Origin of the sequence: Nonomuraea sp. NPDC005650 (assembly GCF_040605375.1) — a bacterium.
In the GTDB taxonomy this organism is placed as follows: domain Bacteria; phylum Actinomycetota; class Actinomycetes; order Streptosporangiales; family Streptosporangiaceae; genus Nonomuraea.
Genome location: NZ_JBEXCR010000026.1, coordinates 120637 through 143477, shown reverse-complemented (window position 1 = coordinate 143477; position 22841 = coordinate 120637). Strand labels below are relative to the sequence as shown.

The 22841-nt window shown below is 73.1% G+C and carries 21 protein-coding genes; 10 read left to right on the top strand and 11 right to left on the bottom strand.

All coding sequences use genetic code 11. The features are described from left to right. Positions 1 to 29: 29 nt before the first annotated feature. Positions 30 to 830, top strand: coding sequence for a helix-turn-helix transcriptional regulator (locus ABZS69_RS38895; RefSeq protein ID WP_355381009.1), 801 nt, complete (start codon positions 30 to 32; stop codon positions 828 to 830). Here the strand turns inward: ABZS69_RS38895 and ABZS69_RS38890 are convergent. Beyond that, positions 827 to 1708: a LysR family transcriptional regulator gene (locus tag ABZS69_RS38890; RefSeq protein WP_355381006.1), complete on the bottom strand. Its 882-nt coding sequence runs from the start codon at positions 1706 to 1708 to the stop codon at positions 827 to 829. The two genes, ABZS69_RS38895 and ABZS69_RS38890, sit on opposite strands and share 4 nt — an antisense overlap. A 72-nt stretch (positions 1709 to 1780) precedes the next feature. Here ABZS69_RS38890 and ABZS69_RS38885 point away from each other — a divergent pair, with 72 nt between their 5' ends. Both ABZS69_RS38885 and ABZS69_RS38880 read left to right on the top strand, forming a co-directional pair. Continuing rightward, positions 1781 to 2449, top strand: coding sequence for a type 1 glutamine amidotransferase domain-containing protein (locus ABZS69_RS38885; protein ID WP_355381004.1), 669 nt, complete (start codon positions 1781 to 1783; stop codon positions 2447 to 2449). An 85-nt stretch (positions 2450 to 2534) separates the two neighbouring features. Continuing rightward, positions 2535 to 3500 carry an alpha/beta hydrolase gene (locus ABZS69_RS38880; RefSeq protein WP_355381001.1) on the top strand — a complete coding sequence of 322 codons (966 nt, stop codon included), beginning with the start codon at positions 2535 to 2537 and terminating at the stop codon, positions 3498 to 3500. Positions 3501 to 3539: 39 nt separating this feature from the next. Here ABZS69_RS38880 and ABZS69_RS38875 read toward each other — a convergent pair whose 3' ends face one another. Further along, positions 3540 to 4574, bottom strand: coding sequence for a helix-turn-helix domain-containing protein (locus ABZS69_RS38875; protein ID WP_355380998.1), 1035 nt, complete (start codon positions 4572 to 4574; stop codon positions 3540 to 3542). 62 nt (positions 4575 to 4636) lie between these two features. Here ABZS69_RS38875 and ABZS69_RS38870 point away from each other — a divergent pair, with 62 nt between their 5' ends. The 3 genes from ABZS69_RS38870 to ABZS69_RS38860 are packed head-to-tail and all read left to right on the top strand — an operon-like array spanning position 4637 to position 7514. Next, positions 4637 to 5737, top strand: coding sequence for an acyl-CoA dehydrogenase family protein (locus ABZS69_RS38870; protein WP_355380996.1), 1101 nt, complete (start codon positions 4637 to 4639; stop codon positions 5735 to 5737). Further along, positions 5734 to 6696 (top strand): acyl-CoA dehydrogenase family protein, encoded by a 963-nt coding sequence (locus ABZS69_RS38865; protein ID WP_355380993.1) that lies wholly within the window; start codon positions 5734 to 5736, stop codon positions 6694 to 6696. The genes ABZS69_RS38870 and ABZS69_RS38865 overlap by 4 nt, the downstream gene beginning before the upstream one ends. Further along, positions 6693 to 7514, top strand: coding sequence for a TIGR03619 family F420-dependent LLM class oxidoreductase (locus tag ABZS69_RS38860; protein ID WP_355380991.1), 822 nt, complete (start codon positions 6693 to 6695; stop codon positions 7512 to 7514). The genes ABZS69_RS38865 and ABZS69_RS38860 overlap by 4 nt, the downstream gene beginning before the upstream one ends. Positions 7515 to 7521: 7 nt before the next feature. Here ABZS69_RS38860 and ABZS69_RS38855 read toward each other — a convergent pair whose 3' ends face one another. The 7 genes from ABZS69_RS38855 to ABZS69_RS38825 all read right to left on the bottom strand — a co-directional run bounded on the left by ABZS69_RS38855 (position 7522) and on the right by ABZS69_RS38825 (position 16318). Next, positions 7522 to 9282: a CHAP domain-containing protein gene (locus ABZS69_RS38855; protein WP_355380988.1), complete on the bottom strand. Its 1761-nt coding sequence runs from the start codon at positions 9280 to 9282 to the stop codon at positions 7522 to 7524. Between the two features lie 276 nt (positions 9283 to 9558). Then, positions 9559 to 10308: a glucose 1-dehydrogenase gene (locus ABZS69_RS38850; protein ID WP_355380986.1), complete on the bottom strand. Its 750-nt coding sequence runs from the start codon at positions 10306 to 10308 to the stop codon at positions 9559 to 9561. Continuing rightward, positions 10295 to 12310: an acetate--CoA ligase family protein gene (locus ABZS69_RS38845; RefSeq protein WP_355380984.1), complete on the bottom strand. Its 2016-nt coding sequence runs from the start codon at positions 12308 to 12310 to the stop codon at positions 10295 to 10297. Before ABZS69_RS38845 ends, ABZS69_RS38850 begins: the two co-directional genes overlap by 14 nt. Continuing rightward, positions 12307 to 13815, bottom strand: a complete 1509-nt coding sequence (locus ABZS69_RS38840; RefSeq protein WP_355380982.1) for a class I adenylate-forming enzyme family protein — start codon at positions 13813 to 13815, stop codon at positions 12307 to 12309. Before ABZS69_RS38840 ends, ABZS69_RS38845 begins: the two co-directional genes overlap by 4 nt. Before the next feature lie 15 nt (positions 13816 to 13830). Continuing rightward, positions 13831 to 14154 (bottom strand): VOC family protein, encoded by a 324-nt coding sequence (locus ABZS69_RS38835; RefSeq protein WP_355380980.1) that lies wholly within the window; start codon positions 14152 to 14154, stop codon positions 13831 to 13833. Continuing rightward, positions 14151 to 14513, bottom strand: a complete 363-nt coding sequence (locus tag ABZS69_RS38830) for a Zn-ribbon domain-containing OB-fold protein (RefSeq protein ID WP_355380978.1) — start codon at positions 14511 to 14513, stop codon at positions 14151 to 14153. The genes ABZS69_RS38835 and ABZS69_RS38830 overlap by 4 nt, the downstream gene beginning before the upstream one ends. A 26-nt stretch (positions 14514 to 14539) precedes the next feature. Then, positions 14540 to 16318 (bottom strand): serine/threonine-protein kinase, encoded by a 1779-nt coding sequence (locus ABZS69_RS38825; protein WP_355380976.1) that lies wholly within the window; start codon positions 16316 to 16318, stop codon positions 14540 to 14542. Positions 16319 to 16485: 167 nt separating this feature from the next. On the opposite strand from ABZS69_RS38825, the gene ABZS69_RS38820 reads away from it, so the two are divergent. Further along, the gene (locus ABZS69_RS38820) at positions 16486 to 17076 is read left to right on the top strand and encodes an isochorismatase family cysteine hydrolase (RefSeq protein WP_355380974.1); all 591 of its coding nucleotides are present in this window, start codon (positions 16486 to 16488) and stop codon (positions 17074 to 17076) included. A 2-nt stretch (positions 17077 to 17078) separates the two neighbouring features. After that, positions 17079 to 17816, top strand: a complete 738-nt coding sequence (locus ABZS69_RS38815) for an SDR family NAD(P)-dependent oxidoreductase (protein ID WP_355381100.1) — start codon at positions 17079 to 17081, stop codon at positions 17814 to 17816. A gap of 15 nt (positions 17817 to 17831) precedes the next feature. On the opposite strand, the gene ABZS69_RS38810 is transcribed toward ABZS69_RS38815, so the two are convergent. Then, complete coding sequence (locus ABZS69_RS38810) at positions 17832 to 19037, bottom strand: serine hydrolase domain-containing protein (protein WP_355380973.1); 1206 nt, start codon at positions 19035 to 19037, stop codon at positions 17832 to 17834. A gap of 44 nt (positions 19038 to 19081) precedes the next feature. On the opposite strand from ABZS69_RS38810, the gene ABZS69_RS38805 reads away from it, so the two are divergent. After that, positions 19082 to 19990, top strand: coding sequence for a cyclase family protein (locus ABZS69_RS38805; protein WP_355380971.1), 909 nt, complete (start codon positions 19082 to 19084; stop codon positions 19988 to 19990). Between the two features lie 107 nt (positions 19991 to 20097). Next, positions 20098 to 21243, top strand: a complete 1146-nt coding sequence (locus tag ABZS69_RS38800; RefSeq protein WP_355380969.1) for a phosphatidylinositol-specific phospholipase C1-like protein — start codon at positions 20098 to 20100, stop codon at positions 21241 to 21243. Between the two features lie 120 nt (positions 21244 to 21363). Here the strand turns inward: ABZS69_RS38800 and ABZS69_RS38795 are convergent, their stop codons facing one another. Continuing rightward, positions 21364 to 22512 carry a cytochrome P450 gene (locus tag ABZS69_RS38795; RefSeq protein ID WP_355380967.1) on the bottom strand — a complete coding sequence of 383 codons (1149 nt, stop codon included), beginning with the start codon at positions 22510 to 22512 and terminating at the stop codon, positions 21364 to 21366. Positions 22513 to 22841: the final 329 nt, after the last annotated feature.

Here is a 22841-nt window from a genome sequence, read left to right as displayed (position 1 = left end):
CAGGGCAATCCACGGGCAGACTTGTCCCCATGAACCGGGAACTCGGGGCATTTCTCCAGGCCCGCAGGAACGAGGTCACGCCGGAGGACGTGGGGCTGGCGAGCGGGCCGCGCAGGCGGGTGCGCGGGCTGCGCCGCGAGGAGCTGGCCGAGCTGGCGGGCATCAGCGTCGAATACCTCGTACGCCTCGAACAGGGGCGCACCTCCCAGCCGTCCGCGTCCGTGATGGAGTCGCTGGCCAGGGCGCTCGACCTGAGCGAGGCCGAGCGGACGCACCTGTTCGACCTGGCCGCGCCGCGGCCCCGCAGGACGCGGCCGTCCGGCGGGGTGCGGCCGGAGCTGGTGGAGCTCATCGACCGCATGACGGACGTGCCGGCCATGATCTTCGACCACCGGCTCGACCTGCTCGCCTGGAACCGGCTGGCCGACGCGCTCTTCCCCGGCCTCTGCCGCCCCGGCTCCAACCTGGCCAGGTACAACTTCCTCACCGAGCCCGATCTCTACGCGGACCGCGAGGAGGTGCTCCGGGCCACGGTCGGGCAGCTCCGCCTGGCCACCGGCCGCCACCCCGACGACCCGGCGCTGACCGCCCTGATCGGCGAGCTGTCGGTGCACAGCCCGCGCTTCCGCACCCTCTGGGCGGGTCGCGTCGTGAAGGAGCGCACCAACGGGGTCAAGCGGTTCACGCATCCGGTGGTGGGCGAGGTGGCGCTGCGCTACGAGACGTTCGACCTGCCGGGCGGCTCGGGGCAGCGGCTCAGCCTGCTCCACCCCGAGCCGGGGGGCGCCAACGAGGAGTCCCTGCGGCTGCTCGCCTCCTGGTCCGCCTAATAGGTGGGCGCGGCGCGGAACGCCTCGATGAGGTGCGCCCGTACCCTGGCCACCGCGGGCTTGGCCAGGGCGCCCGAGCGGACGGCCAGGTAGCCGGTGTTGATCGGCGCCTCGTCGGGCGCGGCCAGCGTGACCAGCGTGCCCGCCGCCAGGTCGCGGCGGCACAGGTAGGCGGGCAGCACGGAGACGCCCATCCCCGCTCTGACGGCGCTGAGCACCCCGCGCAGGTCGGGGATGACGACCTGCGCCGCCATCGCGGGCCGCCTGCCGAACACGGACCGCCAGTAGCGGCGCACGATGGGCAGGTCCTCGGCGTACGCCACCAGCGGCACACCGGCCAGCTCCCTCGGCCCCACCCGGGAAAGCGCCAGGGAAGGGGCTGCGACCAGCAGGAACTCCTCGTCGTAGACGGGCTCCGCCTGCACGCCGCGCACCCGGGGCCGGATCGTGGACAGCACCAGGTCCAGGCGCCCGGCCGCGAGGTCCGCGAGGAGGTCGTCGGACAGCCCGAGCGTCGTGCGGAGCCGGAGCCCGGAGCGCACCAGCGGGGCGAGCATCGGCATGACCTCCTCGCACAGGAACTCGGCGGGCCCGCCCAGGTGCACGGCCGCGTCGGAGGGCAGCTCCGACTCCACCACCTCGTCCAGGGCGTCCAGCGAGGGCGCCACCCGGCGGGCCAGCTCGTCGGCGGCCGGCGTGGGCGCCACCCCGCGCGGCAGGCGGTCGAACAGCGGCCGGTCCAGCGTCGACTCCAGCGTCTTGACCTGCGCCGTCACGGCCGGCTGCGACAGGCCGAGGGTCTGCGCGGCGGCCGTGATGGAGCCGGTCCTGTGCACCGCGAGGAACGTCCGCAGCAGGTCGAGCGAGATAGACGACATATCACCATTCTGATGGCTAAGGCGATATTTCGTTATTTGTTACTTATGGCGGAGCGGGCCACGATGTGAGGCATGAGCAAGCGCATTCTGATAGCCCTGACCAGCCATGACGACCTCGGGGGCGTCGAGCGGACCGGATACTACGTGCCGGAGGCGGCCCACCCCTGGGAGATCTTCCGCAAGGCCGGCTACGAGGTGGACGTGGCCAGCGTGCGGGGCGGGCAGCCGCCCCAGGACGGGTTCGACGCCGGCGACCGGACCCAGCTGGCCTTCCTGGCCGAGATCGAGCAGCGGGACACCGACCGCCTCGCGGACGTCGACGCCTCCCGCTACGACGCCGTGCTGTACGCCGGAGGTCACGGCACCATGTGGGACTTCCCCGACGACCCGGACGTCATCCGCGTCGGGCGGGAGGTGTACGAGCGGGGCGGCGTGGTGGCGGCGGTCTGCCACGGCCCGTCCGCGCTGGTGAATCTGACCCTCTCCGACGGCTCCTACCTGGTGGCCGGCAAGCGGGTGGCGGCGTTCACCAACGAGGAGGAGCGGCTGCGCGGCGTGGCCGGCGTGGTGCCGTTCCTGCTGGCGGACAAGCTGGTGGAGCGTGGCGCCGAGCACGAGCCGGGCGCCAACTGGCAGGCTCAGGTCGTGGTGGACGGCAGGCTCGCCACCGGCCAGAACCCGGCCAGCGCAGCGCCCCTCGCGGAGCGCGTCCTCGACGTCCTCGCCGAACGGCGGGGCTGAGGAGCGCAATCGCCGCCGGATGGCGGTTGTGCGCCGAGGCGCGGGCTCTGACCATCGAGGAGTGGCCTTGTAGAAGGGATATCAGATGGCATACCACCCGAACCTCGACCCAGAGATCCGCGCCTTCCTCGAGCGGACGCCGCTCCCGGCGTTCGACACGGCGAACCTGACGCCCGAGGAACTGCCCGGACACCGCGCGCAGATCAACGCGTTCCTCGCCGCCGCGCCGTCGGCCGACACCGACGTGGTGATCGAGGACCGGCACGTGCCGGGGCCGGACGGCGCTCCCGACGTGCGGGTACGGATCTACCGCCCGGCGGCCGGCGGCGTGGGGCGGCCGGGTCTCTACTGGATCCACGGTGGGGGGATGATCATCGGCACGCCCGAGATCGACGAGGCGATGATGATCGGCTACGTCGAGGAGCTCGGGTGCGTGGCGGTCTCCGTCGACTACCGCCTGGCCCCGGAGAACCCGCATCCCGCGCCGGTCGAGGACTGCTACGCCGGACTGGTGTGGACCGCGAAGGCGGCGGAGGAGCTCGGCATCGACCCGGCCAGGATCGCGGTCGGCGGCGCCAGCGCGGGCGGCGGGCTCGCCGCCGCCACCGTGCTGCTGGCCCGCGACCGGGGCGGCCCCGATGTGGCGTTCCAGCTGCTCGTCTGCCCGATGCTGGACGACCGCAACCTCACCCCGTCCAGCCACGAGTTCACCGAGGCGGTGGTCTGGGACAGGAGCGCGAACCTCTTCGGCTGGACCGCCCTGCTGGGCGACCGGATCGGCACCGACGACGTGCCCCCGTACGCGGCGCCCGCCAGGGCCACCGAGCTCGCCGGGCTGCCTCCGGCGTTCATCGACGTCGGTGAGCTGGAGGTGTTCAGGGACGAGGACGTCGACTACGCGCTGCGGCTGTCGCAGGCGGGCGTGTCCACCGAGCTTCACCTCTATCCGGGGGCCTTCCACGGGTTCGACGGGATGGTCCCGGACGCCGAGCTCTCCAAGCGGGCGCGGGCGGCGCGGCTGGCCGCGCTCAAGCGGGCGTACGGGCTCTGACGCTCGCGCGGCCCCCACGAGGGAAGCCCGGCGCGTGGCTCAGGCGGGTGTGCCGGATCTGAGGTTGGCGCGTAGGCGGACCAGGGCGAGGGCCAGGTGGGCGCGCAGGCGTCCGGCGGGGTCGGCGAGGGAGAAGCCCAGCACGGACTCGGCGCGGGCGATGCGCGCGGCCATCGAGCTGTGGTGCAGGTGCGCGGTGGCGGCGGCGCCGCGCACCGAGCCCGCCAGGCACAGCGCCCGCACCGCCGCCAGGTGCTCCTCGCCGAGCCGCTCCATCGCCCGGACGTCGGCCAGCCCCGCGACCGCCGGCTCGGGAAGGTCGGCGAACAGCGCCAGAGCCCCCAGCTCCGACCAGCGCATCACACGATCGCGCGGGCCGGTGAAGCGGAGCGCGGTCCGCGCGCCGGCCCACGACTCGGCCGCCCGCGCGCCCGGCAGCTCGGGCCCGATGCCCACCCGCGACCCCTCGGGCAGGTCGCGGGGCAGGGTGGTCGTGACCAGGACCGCCTGCGTGTCGCCGATCCTGGTGGCCCGCACCTGGTGCCCCATGGCGCGCAGGCCGGCGGCCAGCCCCCGGTCCGGCAGGGCGATGGCCAGGGCCTGGAGCGGGGTGGAGGGGGCGAAGCCGAGCAGGCGCAGGGCGCGGGCGCGTTCGGCGTCATCGGCCTCGGCCGACAGCACCAGCTCCACCAGCGCGGGGTCCTGCCCTGAGCGCGCCGCGCGTTCGAGGGTGACCTCGGCCGCCACCGCGTACCGTTCGAGGACGATCTCGTCGAGCCCGTGCGCCGGCCCCTCGCGCTCCATCCAGACCGCCCCGAGCCCGTCGCTCAGCTCTCTGACCTGGGGCGGGGCGCCGGCGGGCGTGTCCACGGCGCCGGTGGGCGACGTACGGGTGCGGCGGCCGGTGGCCGCGTCGAGCAGCCCGACCGAGCACTGCGCCAGGCGCGCCGTGGCCGCGAGCAGCGTGGGCACGCTCACGTGGTCGCGAAGCAGCGAGTCGAAGTAGGCGATCACCCGCACCGCGCTCTCCGCGTCGGCGTCGAGCGTGGACAGCTTCAACAGCAGTCCCTGCATGGCCAACAGACTATGTCTGAAAACCGCTGTCCGGGTTACCAAGCGTGCGCTAGGTTGGTTGTGTGGATCTCGACTTCTCCCCGGCCGAGCAGGACTTCCGCGCCGAGGTTCGCGACTGGCTGGGCGCGCACGTGCCGGGACCGCTTCCGTCCATGGACACCCCCGAAGGCTTCGCCGTGCACCGCGCCTGGGAGGCGCGGCTCGCGGACGCGCGGCTGTCCGTCGTCTCCTGGCCCGAGGAGTACGGCGGGCGCGGCGCCTCCCTGATCGAGTGGCTGATCTTCGAGGAGGAGTACTGGGCCGCCGGAGCCCCGCCCCGCGTCACCCAGAACGGCATCTTCCTGCTGGGCCCGTCGCTGATGCGCTTCGGCACCCCCGAGCAGCGCGAACGGTGGCTCCCGAGGATGGCCAGGGGCGACGACGTGTGGGCGCAGGCCTGGTCCGAGCCGGAGGCGGGCAGCGACCTGGCCGCGCTGACCTCCCGCGCCGAGCCCGTGCCCGGCGGCTGGCGCCTGTACGGCCACAAGACGTGGAGCTCGCGGGCCGCCTACGCCACGCACGGGTTCGGCCTGTTCCGCACGTCGGGGACCCGGCACAAGGGGCTGACGTACTTCCTCTTCCCCCTCGCGGACGTCTCCGTGCGGCCGATCGCGCAGCTCGACGGGCTGCCGGGGTTCGCGGAGCTGCACTTCGACGGGGTGTTCACGGCCGACTCGATGGTGCTCGGCGAGGTCGGCGAGGGCTGGCGGGTCGCGATGGCCACCACCTCCTCCGAACGCGGCCTCGCCCTGCGCAGCCCCGGCCGCTTCCTGGCCACGGCCGACCGGCTGGTCGCGCTGGCCCGCTCCGCGGGCGACCCCGCCGCCGACCGGGCCGCCAGGTGCTGGATCGACGCGGAGGCGTACCGGCTGCACACGTTCGCGACGGCGCGGCGGCTCGCGGCGGGGGAGGAGATCGGGGCCGCCGCCAGCATGGGGAAGGTGTTCTGGTCCGAGCTGGACCTGCGCATGCACGCCCTGGCCATGGAGCTGCTGGGGGACCGGGCGGGGGAGGCGGGCTGGCTGGACGGGTTCCTGTTCGCGCTGGCCGGGCCCATCTACGCGGGCACGAACGAGATCCAGCGCAACATCATCGCCGAGCGGGTCCTGGGGCTGCCACGATGAACTTCGGATTCACGGACGAGCAGCTCGCGCTGGCCGCCACGGTGCGGGACGTGCTGCGGGCGCACTGCCCACCGGCCGCGCTGCGGTCCGAGCGGCGGCCGGCTTGGGAGCAGCTGGCCGAGCTGGGCTTCTTCGGCCTGCTGGTGCCTCCCGAGTCCGACGGGCTGGGTCTCGGGCTGGTCGACGTCCTGCCCGCGCTGGAGGAGACCGGGCGGGCGTGCCTCCCGGGGCCGGTCGTCGAGACCGCGGTGGCGGCGCCGTACCTGCTGCCGGACCACCCCAAGCTGGCCTCCGGCGCGCTGTGCGTCGCCGTGCTGCCGCCGGGGCAGGCGTACGCGCCGGACGCCGATCTGGCCGACCTGCTGGTGGTGGTGCGGGACGACGGGTGGCGCCTGGTCTCCGGGGAGTCCGTCCGCCTCGTGCCCAGGACCGGGGTGGATCCGTGCCGTCCCGTGTTCGAGGTGGCCTTCGACGAGTTCGGGGAGCTGGGCGGTCCGGCCGCGCCGGCGCTGCGGCGGGCCACGGTGGCGACGGCGGCGCAACTGGTCGGGGTCGCCAGGGAGCTGCTGGCGGTCACCGTCGCCTACGCGCGGGTCCGGACGCAGTTCGGCGCGGCGATCGGGTCGTTCCAGGCGGTCAAGCACCAGCTCGCCGACGTGGGCGTGGCGGTGGAGTTCGCCGCGCCGCTGGTGCACCGGGCGGCCCTGTCGGTGGACCGGGACGTCGAGACCGCCGACCGGGACGTGAGCGCCGCCAAGGCCGCCGCGGGTGAGGCCGCCGTCCTGGCGGCCCGGGTGGCGCTGCAGGCGCACGGGGCGATCGGGTACACCGAGGAGCTGGACCTGCGGTTCTGGCTCGCGCGGGCCTGGTCGCTGTCGGCCGCGTACGGCACCACGGCTTTCCACCGCGAGCGCCTGCGTGCCGCCGTGCTGGCCGGTGACCTGCGGAGGTACCCATGAAGTTCGGAGTGCCGCTCGGGCTGGTGCATCCGGCCGCGTGGAAGGACGTGGCGGTGGCGGCGGACGAGCTGGGGTTCGAGTCGGTCTGGCTGCCCGAGCACCTCGTCTTCGCCACCGACCTGTCGCTCGCCCGCTACCCGGGCACGTCCGACCCGGGGATCAAGCCCAGCACGCCGCTGTTCGACGCGCCCGCGTACCTGTGCTGGCTCGCCGCCTTCACCTCCCGCGTCAGGCTCGGTACGGCGGTGCAGCTCCTCGCCCTGCGCCACCCCTTCGTGTCCGCGCGTGCCTTCGCCACCCTGGACGTGGTCTCGTCGGGACGGGCGATCTGCGGGGTCGGCGCGGGCTGGTACCGGGGCGAGTGGGAGGCGGCCGGCGTCGAGTTCCGCACCCGGGGAGCCCGGCTGGACGAGGCGATCGAGGTGGTCAGGCGGCTCTGGAGCGAGCCGGTGGTCACCCACTCCGGGACGTTCTACGCATTTCCCGAGGTCGCGTTCGAGCCCAAGCCGGTGCAGCGGCGGCTGCCGGTGCTCGCGGGCGGGGAGTCGGCCGCCGCGCTGCGCCGGGCGGCCCGGCTGTGCGACGGGTGGATCAGCATGCCGCACACCCTGGAGTCCATCAAGCCGCAGCTCGACCGGCTGGGGGCGGGGGTGCCGGTGACCGCGCACGCGTACGCGCTGGCCTCGCCCGACGAGGTGCCGGCGTGGGCGGCGCTGGGCGTGGAGCGGCTGATCGTGCGGCCCTGGAGCCGCAGCCGGGACGCGGTGTCCCGGCTGGCCGCCTTCGCCGCCGACTACGGGGTGGGGGACGCCTCGTGAGGGTCGCTCACGCGCGGTGGCGTCCCCGCCTCCGGGGCTGACCAGGCGTGCTCCGGCCGGGCGTGCTCCGACCGGGCTGGCCGGGGGCGCTCCTGCCAGGTTGACTCGGGGCGCTCCTGGCCGGGTGGCTGGAGGCGCCCCTGCCGGTGCCGCCCGCGCCGACCAGCTGGCGCTCGTCCTCGCGCCGGTGCGGCTGCGGGGACCCGGCGGAGGCGTGGCGGCGGCCCGACAGCGGGGCGTCCTGCGCGAACGGCTGCGCGCCGCCGATGTGCATGCCCTGGGTGGGCGCCGGACGGCGGTGGCGGCGGCCGCGCAGCGGGAGGTCGGTCGTTCCCGGCTCGTCGGCGGGGCGCCCGTGGCGGCGGCGACGTCCCTGGTACGTGGCGCCGATGTCGAGGACGTCGTCTCCCCTGCCGGCAGTCGGGCTGAAGGCGTCGAACGCGCTGGTCGCCTGGGGGATGACGATGCGCTCGAACGGCCCGGTGTCCACGAAGCGCTCCAGCGGCCCGGTGTCCACCAGGATCTCGACCGGCCCGCTCCGGGCGGGTTCGGCCGGCCGGGAGGCGAGGAAGGCATCGAAGGGGTCGGCGTCCGTGGCGAGGACGAAGGGGCGCGTGTCGAGCGGGCGCCTCCGGCGTCCGGCGGGTTGGGCGGCTTCCAGGGCCGTAACCGGCTGGAGGGCGTCCAGGGCGGCGGCCGGCTGGAGTGCGGCCGTTCGACGGCTCGTACGGACCGGCTCGACCGCGACCTCGACCTTGCGGCGGCGACGGCGGCGGTCGGCTGCGGGGCGGGGCACCGTGGCCCTGGCGGTGGCTGGGGCGGCGGCCGGGGCGGTCCGGAGGCGGCGGGTCTTGGCCACGGCGAGCAGCGCCAGGGCCGCCACCAGGGCCGAGCCGATCAGCGTCGGAGAGGAGATGGCCGGCAGCGGGCCGGTCGCCGAGGCGTCCGCGTGCGTGGGGAGGGGCTCGGCGGTCGCCGCCGTGGTGTCGGCCGTCGCGGGCTTGGCGTGCTTGGCCTTCTTCGGCTGCTTGGGGGCCTGGGCAGTCGTGCCGTCCGAGACGGAGCCGGTGGCGACCTTGGTGGGCGAGGGGGCGGGCTCAGGGGTCTTCTTCTCGGGGGAGCTGCCGATCCGAGGGGCCTGGGCAGGCTCCTGGATCTCGCTGCGCGGGATCAGGGAGCCGAGCGAATCGTGCTCGGGGAGCTGGAGCACGCCGACGTCGGTCCCGGGCCCCGGCTGCAGGGCGGCCTGCTCGTCGGCCTTCTTCTGGGCCTCCCGCTGCTGCCGGGCCGCCTCCTCGTCCAGGCGGTCCTTGATGCGTTCCGGGTAGCCGTACCCGACGACCTTGCTCGTGTCGCGTTCCTTGCGCTTGGCGACGCCTCCGTCGATGTTGCCCTCGATGGTGAAGATCTTGTCGCCCTCGACCCGCGTCACGATGCCGACGTGGTCGATGTTGTCGATGTTGTTCGAGCCGCTCCAGTCGTAGAAGACGAACGCCCCGGGCTTGGGCTTGTGGCCCCACGCCCCCTGCTCCTTGAACCACTCCGCGTGCGACACCGTCCACGCGAACTGCCCGATCCAGTCCTCGTACCCGAGCTTGTGCGCAGCCCAGGAGAGGTACATGTCGCACCACGGGGCGGAGCTGTAGTCGGCGTCGAACTCGACGTTCTTGCCGTACCACGAGCCGAACTTGGTGTATGCCCCGGCTTTCTCGGCATACCCGAGCTGGCTCTCCAGCAGCTCGATGAACTTCTGCATCTCTGGCGTCATGGAAGTATGGGGCAACCTTCCGGGCAAGACCGGTTTGTCCGCGTAGATCCCGGGTAAAGGGACACCCCGTGACTAGTGGGACAAAACCGGAGGCTTGTCGTCTTCCGTGATGAGCGAGGCTACCGTGCCGTCTGGGCAGGTCAAGCCAGCACCAAGGGACGTTCAAGTTTTCCAAGACCAAGAACCCGCTGGTCAAAGATGCTGCCAGAAATGTCCAAGCTAAGGAGGTTTAATCCAAAAAGATCTACCTTGTTCCAGGTGGGAGGCTTGCCCGAGTCAGTAGCCCGCGCCCGTGAGCAGGCCGCCGTCCACCGTGAACTCGCTGCCCGTGCAGTAGCTCGCCCGGTCCGAGGCCAGGAAGGCCACCACGTGGGACACCTCCACCGGCTTGGCGAAGCGCTTGATGACCATGGACTTCACGAACGCGTCGGCGTCGACCTCGTTCATCAGGTCGGGATCCAGCGCCATCGAGGTGTTGATCGCGCCGGGATGCACCGAGTTCACCCGGATCTTGAACCGGGCCAGCTCCCGCGCCGCCGACTTGGTGACCCCGCGCACGCCGAACTTCGACGCCGAGTACGCCGACAGCCCCTCGGCCCCGACGTAGCCCTCGATCGAGGAGATGTTCACGATCGAGCCCCGCCCGGCCGCCTTTATGGGGTCGATCACCGACTTGATCCCCAGCCAGGTGCCCCTGAGGTTGACGCCGATCACCCGGTCGAAGTCCTCGGGCGACATATCGCTGATGCGACGAAATTTCAGGATCCCGGCGTTGTTGACCAGCACGTCCAGCCGGCCGTGCAGCTCGGTGGCCGTCGCCACCGCCCGCTCCCAATCCTCCACGTTCGTCACGTCGTGATGGACGTACGCGGCCCCCGTCTCCTCGGCCAGCGCCTTCCCCTCCTCGTCCAGCACGTCACCGAACACCACCCGCGCGCCCTCTTCGAGGAACAGCCGCACGTGCGCCGCCCCCATCCCGCGAGCCCCGCCGGTGATCAACGCGACCTTGCCGTCAAGCAATCCCATGACGTCCTCCAGCCGCGACGGCCACCGCCGCCGCCTCCATGGAGCGGTAGACGGGGATCCCCGCCGCCGCCGCGATCCGCCGCACTTCGTCCTCGACGCCCGGGGGCGCGCACTCGCCGTTCCTGGTGACGAGGGTGATCCTGGTGCCCGGCAGCGTGGCCTGCGCCCGCGCCACGGCCCGCGCGTACGCGTACAGGGGCTCCGCCGCGTCCCCGTACGTGAAGAACGCCTGGACGTTCACGTGCAGGACCACGTCGCCGTACGGCCGGGAGCGCAGCAGGGCGGAGAGCACCTCGGGCACGAGCCCGGCCCGCCCCATGGGCCCGACCGGCACTTCGAGCGGGTTGCCTGCGGCCATCACCCCGAGCCCGCGCAGCGCCTCCGGCGCGTCGGGAGGCAGCGGGTCGAGCCGCACCCCCGCCAGGTCGAACGCGTCCGCCGCCAGCACGCTCGCGCCCCCGCTCGGCCCCGCCACCAGCACGCCGCCGCGGGCGTCGCGCGAGCCGTGCGCCTGGAAGTACGCCAGCACCCCGATCAGGTCGTCCTGGCTGGAGACCAGCACCGCCCCCGCCTGCTCGGCCACCGCCTCCCACACCCGCCGGTCGCTCACCATGCCGCCCGTGTGGGACGCCGCCGCCTCCTGCCCCTGCCCGGTCCGCCCGCCGACCAGCAGCACCACCGGCAGGTCCGCGGAGCACAGCGCCTCGAACAGCTCGCGCCCGTCACGCGGGTCCTCCAGGTACAGCCCGACGGCCCGCGTCTCCTCGTCCCCGGCCAGCCAGCGCAGCAGCTCGGCGGGGGTCACGTCGGCCGAGTTCCCGACGGTGACGACCCGGCTGAACGCCAGCCCGCGCCGCTCCCCGACCTTGATCACCTCGCCCGCGAGCCCGCCGCTCTGCGAGATCAGCGCCACCGTCCCGGCGGGCCCGAGCCCGCCCCCGACGAACGTCTGCCGGCCCCGGGGGCTGTACACGCCCATGCAGTTGGGCCCCAGCAGCCGCGTCCCCGCCGCCCGCGCCGCCTCGACCAGCGCCTCCTCCAGGTCAGGCCGGCCCGTCTCGGCGAACCCGCCGCTCATGACCTGCACGAACGGCACCCCGCGCGCCTCCCGCACCACCTCGGCGCACCGCTCGGCGGGCACCGCCACGAGCGCGTAGTCCACGTCCGCATCGGCGAGGGACGGCACGGCCCGCACCCCGGCCACCTCGGCCGCCGTGGGATGCACGGCCACCAGCGGGACGCCCGCGTCACGGTAGAAGCCGAGGAACATGTTCCCGAAGTTCGGCCTGGTCGTGGAGGCCCCGACGACGGCCACGGCTCTGGGCTCGAAGAGCGGCAGGAAGTCCGTCGCCGCACCGGATGCGCCCGCGGGCGGTTCCGGGGTGGGCAGGTGGCGGGCGTCGACCGCGATCACCCCGGAGGGGCCGGCGATCACCGGGTTCAGCTCGAACTCGCCCAGTTCGAGGCGTTCCCACAGCCCGCCCGGGCCGCCGACCGTCATGAGCAGCTTGACCACCGCGTCCACGTCCACCGGCGGGCCGCCGCGGCTCCCGTACAGGAGGGAGGAACCGCGCAGCGAGGCGAGCATGCGCCGCGCGTCCTCCTCCGAGATCGGGCAGAGTCGCAGCGCCGTGTCACGCAGCGCCTCCGTCCACACCCCGCCCAGCCCGGCGAGGAGCACCGGCCCGAACCCGGGGTCCCGCACCAGGCCCACGATGAGCTCCACGCCAGCCTCGGCCTGCTCCTCGACGAGGAACCCGGCGACCTCCAGCCGGGCCCGCATGCCGGCGGCCGCCGCGGCGAGGTCGGTCCTGGAGAGCCCCAGCGCGACGGCGCCGACGTCCGACTTGTGCACCAGCCCCGGGCCGAACGCCTTCAGCACCAGCGGCTCGGTCAGCTCCGCCGCCCGGTCGAAGTCGAGATCCCGCACCACCACCCCGCGCGGCACCGGCACCCCGGCCGCGCTGAGCAGCGCCTTGACCTCATGCTCGTACGCGCTCACCCGAGCAGCTCGCGGATCTTCCCGCGCAGCAGCTTGCCGGGGCCGCCGGAGGCGTCCTGCGAGTGCGGCAGCGCGTCGGCCACCACGATGTGGTCGGGCCGTTGATGGGCGGGCAGGGTGTCGGCCAGGGAGAGCGCCAGCTTGGACGCGTCCAGCGTGTGTCCCGCCCGCGGCACGACCGCCAGCAGGACCTCCTGCTCGGAGGCCCCCTCGGGCACGCCCACCGCGCCCGCCTCGGCCACGCCGTCCAGCGCCGAGGCCGCCTCCTCGATCACGACCGGCTGCGTCCAGACGCCGCCCTTGAGTATCGAGTCCTCCCGCCTGCCCAGCACGCGCAGCACGCCGTCGGGGGAGAGCGTGCCGAGGTCGCCGCCGACGTACCACTCGCCGCGCAGCACCTCGGCCGTCCGCTCCGGCAGGCCGTCGTAGCCGGTCATCCGGTGCGGCCCGGCCAGGTTGATCTCACCGACCTCGCCGACCACCCGCTCGCCGTTCGGGTCGGTGATGCGCACCGCGTTGCCGGTGCGGGCGCGGCCCGAGGAGCCGAGCGGGGTGGTGCCGTCGTCCACGCGGCCCATGCACGTGTACGGGGCCTCGGTCTGGCCGTAGTAGGAGTACACGCCCGCCTGCGGCAGCCTGGCCTTGATCCGTTCGAGCATGGTCGCGGTCAGCGGCTCGCCGCCCAGCATGATCACCTGGATGGACGACAGGTCCACGTCCTCGTGCTCGGGGGAGGCGAGCAGGGCCGCGTAGAACGAGGGGATCTGCGAGAGATGCGTGACCCGTTCGCGGGGGACGACGCGCAGGAAGTTCGCCGGGCCCCAGTCCTGCTCCAGCACCAGCCGCATCCCGGCGTACAGGGCGGGCCCGACGATGGCGGGGAAGCCGATGCCCCAGATGATCGCGCCCGTCCCGAACACCGAGTCGGGGCCGCGTGGCACGTCCAGCCAGATCTGGGCCGTGGCCAGCGACGACGCGTGCGTGTGCACGACCGCCTTCGGGAGTCCCGTCGTGCCCGAGGTGTAGTAGAGCGCCAGCGGGTCGTCGTACCGGCCGCTGATCGGCGGCTCCTCGTCGGAGTCGCCTTCGAGCTCGCGCACGTCGATCCACGTGGTGACGGCGGGGAGCGAATCCCTGATCTGGCCGACCACGCCCTCGACCGTCGCGTCGTACACGAACGCCGTGCACCCCGAGGCCGCCACCACGTCACGCAGCGTCTCCACCGGCCAGTACGGGTTCAGCGCCGCCGTCACCGCCCCGATCTTGGCCTGCGCGAGGTAGACCTCGGCCACCCGCAACGTCTCGTTGAGCAGCGCCGCCACCCGCCGGCCCGGCCCGATCCCCTTCTCCAGCAGGGCGTTGGCGCGGCGGTTGACGTTCCTGTTGAGCTGGTCGTAGGTGAAGCTCTGCTCGCCGCAGTACGTGAGCGCGACCTGGTCGGGCGTGCGCAGCGCCGCGGCGGTCAGGATCGCGTGGCCGTAGTTGCCGTAGGGTGTTCGCGCCATGGGGGAGGCCTCCAGTCAGAGGGGCTGATAGAGCACGAAGACGTTTCCTGAGGGGTCGCGCAGCACGGCCCGGATCTCGTGCGGCCCCTTCTCGGGCTCCCGCACCACCTCGCCGCCGCGTGCCACCAGCTCCCGTGCGGCCTCCGCCACGTCGTCCACCTTGTACGACGGCGCGGCCGAGGTCGTGACGTGCTCGGCGGGCCCGGCCAGCGCCACGGTGACCCCGCCGCCGTCGAGCGCCGCGAACCTGTCGCCGTCCCTGAACTTCACCGGCAGGCCGTAGAAGGCGATCGCCTCGTCCAGGTTCGCGACGGGGATGAGCACGTTGCCGAGCTTCACGCGGGCCTCCAATGGGGGAGTTCGTCGATGAACGTCACGCGTACCGGCATGCCGACGCGTACCTCGTCGGGGGCGCATCCCACCACGTGCCCGAAGGCCCGCACGCCCGCCGGCAGGTCCACCCAGGCCATCACGTACGGCTCCCGGCCCCGGTAGGCGGGGGCGAACGAGCGGTGCACGACGGTGAAGGTGTGCACGACGCCCTCGCCGTCGACCGGCTCGAAGACGAGCTCCGCGCCGCCGCACCAGGGGCAGGCCGCCTCGGGGAGGTGGACGCGGCGGTCGCACGACGTACAGCGCTGGACGACCAGCTCGCCGCGCGCGCAGGCGGCCCAGTACGCAGAGGTGTCACCGCTCATCGCTTGCCAAGCTAGCGCACGCTTGGTTACCTCACAAGGCCCCACCCCAGCACCCCTCCGCGCTGAAGGGACGGCTCCTCCGGGAGAGTCGAGAGCGGCCGCACCATGGACTCGTCGGTGGACTCGCCCGTGGGCTCGCCGGTGGGCGCGTCCGGCCGGGCCAGGGATTCCTCCGTCGGCGTCGGCGTCGCCACGGCCGTCCTGCTGTGCTCCTCGCTGGGCGTCGGCGCGGGCGGGTGGGAGGTCGGCGTGGGGGTGGGGCAGGCGGGGCCGTCGACGGCGACCTCGCTGACCTGCGGCCCGTTCGCCGCGGCCGGCTCCGTCATCACCACGAGCCCGAAGTACGCCCGCTTCCCGCAGGAGACACCCCCGGGGTCGTGCGTGACGGCGCTGGTGTAGGCCGTGCTCCCCCGCAAGGTCCGCGTCTCCTGCCGGACCGTCCGCGCCGCCCCGCCGTCCCCTTCCCGCCGCGTGTACGAGATCCGCAGCCGCACGGGCCCCGTCCCGTCGGCCGAGACCTTGATCGCCCCCGCCGTGCCGCTCCACCCCACGATGCCGGCGGCCTGCACCGCGGCGGGACGCGGCACCGAGGTCTCGCCCTGCCGCACCGTGGCAGGCGGACTGGGGGGAGGAGGGGCGGGGGTGGCCGTGCGCGCGGGCGTGGTGCGCCGGGGAGCGGCGGACGCCCGGGTGCGGGTGGGCGTGGCCGCGTCCACGGGTGCCGGATCCGGCTCGCTCTGCGTCGCCTTGGGTGGCGGCATCAGAACCGTGCCGGGCCCGGGAGGCAGGCGCCCGCCCGACATCATGATCGCGATCGACACGGCCACCACCGTCGCCCCCGCCACCCACAGGTGCGGTGGCAGCCGGGGCATCTGGAGCACCCGGTTCCGGATGGTGGTCGTGACGCCGGCGGCCCGCTCGGTCCTGGCCAGCGGGAAGCGCAGAGCCAGCAACGTGGCCAGCTCGCCCAGGTGCCGCCGCCCGCGCTTCTCCCAGTCCGGGCCGTACCCGGCGACCGCGTCCTCCTCCAGCTCCGCCGCGAACTGCCTGGCCGAGGCGTACCTGGTCGCCGGGTCCTTGGCCATCCCGCGCCTGAGCAGGTCGCGCAGCGAGTCGGGCGCGACCTCCAGCGGCACCGGCTCCACCAGGTGCTTGTCCCGCACCGCGGGAACGTCCAGCTCCCCGTCCTCGCCCTCCTTGACGGCCCGGTAGGGAGGCCGCCCCCTGACCGCCTCGAACAGCACGCACGCCGCCGCGTACACGTCCGCGGGCGGCCCGGCCCTGCCCTGCGTCCACAGCTCGGGCGACATGTACTCGGGGCTGCCGGCGGGCACGCCCGGCTCCTCCGCGTGCACGACCACGCCGAAGTCCGCCAGCTTGCTGGTGCCGTCGGCCTGGACCAGGATGTTCTCCGGTTTGACGTCGCGGTGCGGCACGCCCCGCTCGTGCGCGGCGGCCAGGGCCAGCAGCGTGCTCTTCAGCACGGCGAGCGCCGCCTCCGGGCTGATCCCGCGGTGCTCGGCCAGGAGCGTACGCAGCGAGACGCCGTCCACCAGCTCCATGACGACGGCCGCCCTGGTGGGGGTCTCGACGTACTCGTAGCACCGGACCACGTTGGGGTCGTCGATCTCGACGAGTTCGTGGGTGTCCGACCGGAAGCGGTCCATGAACTCGGTGTCCCTGCGCAGGGTGGCGTTCAGGTACTTGATCGCCACGTAGGCGCCGGTCTGCTGGTAGGTGGCGAGGAACACGCGGCCGGTGCGGCCGGCGCCGAGCTGGCGTACTTCACGGTAACCAGGGACCAAGTCGAACCCCCATTAGCAGCCGTCTTCGATTCGACGGTCTCACCCGGGGTTCGGGTTGTCACGACTGGAGATATTTCGCCGGGCGTTAATGCGAAATAACCCTGAGTCGTGGGTGATATGCTGAGGCGTCCCAAGCAAGCGCTCGGCTAAATCGACGGAGGTCGCCCGTGGAGCGCGTGGCCGTGCTGGTGATGGAGATGCAGAGGGGCGTCGTCGGCGATCTCACGAAATTTCCAGATCTGGTGGCGGCTTGTGCGCGGCACGACGTCGTGGCCAACGCCGCCCGCCTCCTCCACACGGCCAGGTCGGCCGGGATCCCGGTGATCCACTGCACGGCGGCCTTCCGCCCCGACCGGGCCGGCTCCCACACGGGCAACTGCCCGTTCATCGTCTCCCTCCTCAAGGACCCGAAGCACATGCTGGAGGGCACGGCCGCCACCGAGGTGCTCCCGGAGCTGTGGGACGGCGGCGACCTGGAGAGCCGCCGGCACCACGGCTTCTCCCCGTTCACCGGCACCGCGCTGGACATGACGCTGCGCTCACTGGGCGTCTCGCACGTGGTCGCGCTGGGGGTCTCGCTCAACCTGGGCATCCCCGGGCTCGCGCTGGAGGCGGTCAACCTGGGCTACCGGGTGACCGTGGTCAGGGACGCGGTGGCGGGCATCCCCGAGGAGTACGCGCAGGCCGTGCTGAAACACACGATCAGCCTCCTCGCCACCCGCGCCACCACCGCCGACCTGGTGGAGGCGTGGAAGTGACGATGGACGGGCTGCGCCTGGACGGGCGCGTGGCGGTGGTCACCGGCGGAGCGGGCGCGATCGGCGCGGCCATCGCCACGGACCTGGCCGCGCTGGGGGCGGAGGTCGTCGTCGCCGACGTGGACCTGCCAAATGCGGAGAAGGTGGCCTCGGGCCTGCCCGGCGCGCGGGCGCTGGCCGTCGACCTGGCCGCGCCGGCGTCCGTCGAGGAGTTCGGCGGCGCCGTGGGCCCCGTGGACATCCTGGTGCACAACGCCGGGGTGTCGATCGTGGAGCCGTTCACCGAGAGCGACCCGGCGAGCTGGGACGTCATGTGGCAGGTCAACCTGCGCGGGCCGATGCTGCTCACAAAGCTGCTCCTGCCCGGGATGGCGGCCAGGGGCCGGGGGCGGCTGGTGTTCGTCTCCTCGGACGGCGCCAGGGCGGGCTCGGGCGGCGAGGGCGCGTACGCGGCCACCAAGGCGGGGTTGTTCGGCCTGGCCAAGACGCTCGCCAGGGAGGCCGCCAGGGCGCAGGTCACCTCCAACGTGGTCTGCCCCGGCCCCACGGACACGCCGATGCTCCGGCGGGTGTCGGCGGCCGAGCCGGGGCTGGTGGACAAGATCGCGCGTGGCATCCCGCTGCGCCGCCTCGGCACGCCCGCCGACGTGGCGGGCCTGGTGGCCTACCTCTGTACGGATCGCGCCGCGTACATCACCGGGCAGACGCTGTCGGTGAGCGGCGGCGTGACCATGCACTGAGCGATCATGACGCGGTCAGAGCGAGTCGTAGACGGCCTGCACCAGGCGCAGGCCGCGCAGGTTGCCGGAGACGGCGTTGGCCATCTTGTTCATGACGTAGCCGATGCCGAGGCCGCGCTCCGGATCGCCCGCGCCGAGGGACCCGCCGAGCCCGGAGTGGCCGAACGCGGTCTCCGACGGCATCGGGAACGTCATCGACGGCCGCATGTATCCGAGGCCGAACGACGTGTCCAGGAAGAGGACGCGGTCGGGGCCGTGGACGCGGGGGCGTACGGCGTCCCGCAGCGTCTCGGGGCGCAGCAGATCGCCCCCGATCAGCGAACGGTAGAACCCGGCCAGCCCCCTGGCCGTGGTGACGACCCCGGCCGCGGGCCAGCCCGCGCGCAGGATGACGGGGTGGTTCGCGCCGCCCTTGAGCAGGTGCATGCCGGGGTTGCCGAGCGCCCGGTTCATGAGGCTGCCCGGATCGAGCGCGGCCTTGGCCATCTCGGCCAGCACCGTCCCGGCCTGCCCTTCGGTGGGCGCTGGGCCTTCCCCCGGCCGTTCGTCCACCGTCTCGGCCTGCCCCTCGGTGGGTGCCGGGCTTGCGCCGGGGTGTTCGCCGGCCTTGAGGCGGGCCGTGCGGGCGATCACCGTGTCCGGCGCGCCCACCCACAGCTCCAGCCCCAGCGGCCCGGCGATCTCGGCGGAGGCCAGCTCGCCCACCGACTTGCCCGTCACGCGCCTGATCACCTCCCCGACCAGGAACCCGTACGACAGCGCGTGATACCCGTGCGCCGACCCCGGCTCCCACAGCGGCGCCTGGCCGGCGAGCCGGGCGGCGATGGCCGCCAGGTCCCCGAACTCCTCCACCGGCACCGGCTCCTCCACCGCCGGCAGCCCGCTCTGGTGCGTGAGCAGGTGCTCGACGGTGACCGCACCCTTGCCCTCGGCCGCGAACTCCGGCCACACGTCCGCGACCGGCCCCTGGACGTCCACCAGCCCTCGCTCGGCGAGCTGCAGCAGCACGGTGGCGGTGATCGCCTTGGTGCAGGAGTAGGCGAAGGCCGGCGTGTCGTGCTCCCAGGGCCGCCCCGTGTACCGGTCGGCGACGCCGCCCCACAGGTCCACGACCAGCTCGCCGTTCAGGTAGACGGCGAAGGCGGCGCCCAGCTCCGCACCGTCGGCGAGATGCCGCTCGAACACCTCGCGCACGCGCGAGAACCGCGGATCGCAGTGCATCAGACCTCCGCATTCGCATCAGACAGGAGAAAGGAAGCGCTTACTTGGTTCACGAGCCTAACAACTGGGGACGATTCGGCCCAGACGATCAGCGCGGCACCCTCAACCTCCTCACCCCCGCCGTGGTGCTCGAGGCCCTGCGCAGCGCCACCACGGGCGAGGTGCTGAGCCTGGCCATGCCGATCAGGGGCGCCACCTCCTCGCCCGCCCCCACGACGGTGCCGCACCTGCCGGGCCGCCCGCTGCCGCAGCACTTCATGTCCGTGGACGGCGGCGACTACGCGGCCGGCGCCCGCGCGATCGGCGAGGGCCTGTACGTGGCCGACGACGCGCTCCTCGTCAGCCATCACGGGACCACGACCCACATGGACGCGCTGTGCCACATGTGGTCGGGCGACGAGCTCTACAACGGCCACCCGGCGGCCCGGGTCCGCTCCTACGGCGCGACCAGGTGCGGCATCGAGCAGGTGGGCGGCGTGGTGGCCAGGGGGGTGCTGTTCGACGTGCCCCGGCGCCTCGGCCTCGACCACCTGGCCGCCGACTTCCGGATCCCGGCGGAGCTGCTGGCGGAGATCGCCACGCCGCGGGCGGGTGACGCCGCGGTGATCCGTACCGGATGGCCCTCGGTGTGGGGGCGCTCGCGCGAGGAGTACTGGTCGGGTCAGCCCGGACTGTCGGCGGAGGCGGGCCGCTGGCTGGCGGCGCACGACGTGTCCGTGGTGGCCTCGGACAACGCCGCCGTCGGCGGGCTCAACGCCCGAGGCCTCTCCGACGAGGGGCTCGCCGACGACCTGCACCTCATCCTGCTGCACCGGCACGGCGTGCACCTGGTCGAGATGCTCTGGCTGGAGGAGCTGGGGGAGAGGGGGTGTGCGGAGTTCGTGTTCGTGGTGGCGCCGCTGAGGATCGAGGGGGGCACGGGCAGCCCGGTGACGCCGCTGGCCATCCTCTGATCCGTACGTTTCCGCATATTTCCTAGCGCGTTTGGATATTTCGTGATCGACCGTTAACCCCTGACTTCGATGGTCTGTCCCGGTAAAACCCCCGTGCTAGGAGACCCATGCGCCGCCTCGCCCTGATCGGCCTCGCCGCCACCGCCCTGACCGCGCTGGCGTCCGTACCCGCCGCGGACGCCACCACGGCGGGACGCGGGAACCTGCGGATCAACCAGATCCAGACCATGGCCACGCACAACAGCTACCACCGCGAGCTGACCGACGCCGAGAAGGACGTGCAGCGCAGGACCGACGCCAACTGGTGGAACCTGCAGTACTCGCACACCGCCCTGCCGAACCAGTTCGGCGCCCAGCACGTCCGCGGCATCGAGCTGGACGTCTTCCCCGACCCACAGGGTGGCCTCTACGCCAACCCGCTGGTCAGGCGGGACGCCGGGCTGCCGCCGCTGAACGACCCCGCGCTCGCCAGGCCCGGCTTCAAGGTGCTGCACTGGGCCGATCACGACTACGGCACCAACTGCTCGGCCCTGGTCACCTGCCTCCGTCAGGTACGCGAATGGTCCGACGCGAACCCTGGGCATGTGCCGCTGACGATCCTGACCGAGTTCAAGAGCACCGACCCGGCCAAGGAGGCGATGGGCGGCGCCAAGAGCCCGGCGTGGGACCCGGCGCTGATGGACGCCCTGGACGCCGAGATCCGGTCGGTGTTCCCCGACGATCGGCTCATCACGCCCGATGACGTCCGCCGGCCGGGGCTGACCCTCGAACAGTCCGTCCTCAAGCACGGCTGGCCCGAGCTGTCGGCCTCGCGCGGCAAGGTCCTGTTCTTCATGGACAACCAGGGCGAGAACATCCAGACGCCCTACAAGGCGGGCCGGCCGAGCCTGGAGGGGCGGGTGCTGTTCACGAACTCGCGTCCGGGCCGTCCGGACGCCGCCTTCGTCGGCTGGAACGAGCCGCAGGACGCCAACACCGCGCAGATCCAGGATCTCGTACGGAAGGGGTACTACGTGCGTACCCGGTCCGACGTGCCGTTCACCGAGGCCAGGTCGGGCGACACGAGCCGGCTGAAGGCGGCACTGGACAGCGGCGCGCAGATGATCAGCACCGACTTCCCCGTGATCGGCCTGTCCGCCAGGAACGGCAGCGACTACGTGGCGGAGCTGCCCGGCGGCGCCACGGTCCGCTGCAACCCGGTGAACGCGCCCTCAGGCTGCCGCGACCAGACCTTGGAACGCCTCAGCCGGTAACGAACCAGATCACCGTTCAGCCGTTCGCAGGCCGGCCACCGTTCAGCTGTTCGTGGGCCGGCCATCGGCCAGTCGGTCGTGGGCCGGTCATCGGCCGGTCGGTCGTGGGTCGGCCACCGGTCAGCCGTTCGTGGGCCAGGTCACCGGGAGGCATCTCACCCCGTACACCGAGGCGTCGTGCTTCAGCGGCACCTCGGTGGCGGGAACGGCCAGCCGCAGGCCGGGGAAGCGCTCGAACAGCGCCCGGTAGCCGATGCGCAGCTCGTTCCTGGCGAGCTGCTGCCCCAGGCACTGATGCACGCCATGGCCGAACGCCAGGTGCCGCCGCGCGTCCGGCCGGTCCAGCCTGAGCGCCTCCGGATCCTCGAACACCGCGCCGTCGCGGTTGATCACGGGAAGGGACAGGGCGACCGTCTCACCCTTCCTGACCAGCTCTCCCGCCACCTCCACGTCCTCGAGCGCCGCCCTGGACGGCGCCCCCTGGTGCAGGATCGACAACCAGCGCAGCAGTTCCTCCACCGCGCCCTCCTCATACCGCAGTCCCTCTTTCAGCAGCGCGAACACACCCAGGGCCAGCATGTTCGCGGTGGTCTCGTGCCCCGCCACGAGCAGGATCAGCGCGACGTGGGTCAGCTCATCGTCCGTCAGCTCGCCGGTCAGCCCGCTGAGCAGGTCGTCGCCCGGTTCGACCCGCTTGCGGCGTACGAGCTCGCCCAGATACGCGGTGAGGTCGGCCGCCGCCCCCGCGCCGTCCCTGCCAGAGGTGACGATGGCGGCGCTGCGGTCCTGGAAGAAGTCGTGGTCGGCGTACGGCACGCCGAGCAGTTCGCAGATGACCAGTGACGGGATCGGCAGGGCATAGGCCGTCACCAGATCGACCGGCGGGCCCGCCTTCTCCATGGCGTCGAGGTGATCGGCCGCGATCTGCTCGATACGCGGCTCCAGCAGCCGCATCCTGCGCACCGTGAACTGCCCGGTGAGCAGACGGCGGTATCGGGTGTGCTCGGGCGGGTCGGTGGCGGCGAAGAACCCGGGCGGGGCGGGCTGATCGGCACCGCCGGGGCGTACGACGTTCATGGCGGAGTGCTTGAGCTCCTGCCTGGCGCTGAACCTAGGGTCGCCCAGCACGACACGGCCCGCCGCCAACGTCGTGGCCAGCCAGCCCGAATGCCCGTCGGCCATCTCCAGCCGCGTCATCGCCGGCAGCCCGCGCAGGCCCGGGGGCGGGTCGAAGGGGCACTCCTGGTTGCGTTCGATGGGAAGTCGCATAATTTTGAGAGTAGACTCTCAATTGATTGTTGTATAGCTATTGGATGTCTTCTCTTGCAATCGCACCCGGAACGCAGCCCCTCGCCGAAGCGCCCCAGACCGCCCTGGCCCACCGCAAGCCCATAGAGGCGCTCACCCGGCTACGCTCGCCCGCGTCCATCCGCCGACGCGCAGCCATCGACGCCCATCCGCCTGCTCACGCCCCTCCGCCCCGCGCCCGAACGCCCCGGCCATCGCCCGCTCCCGCTCGCCCGGCCCCGCCTGTCCGTTCGCGTGCCTTCACCCGCACGTCGGCGGCCGCTCGGGCATCGCCCGCACGCCCGCAGCCC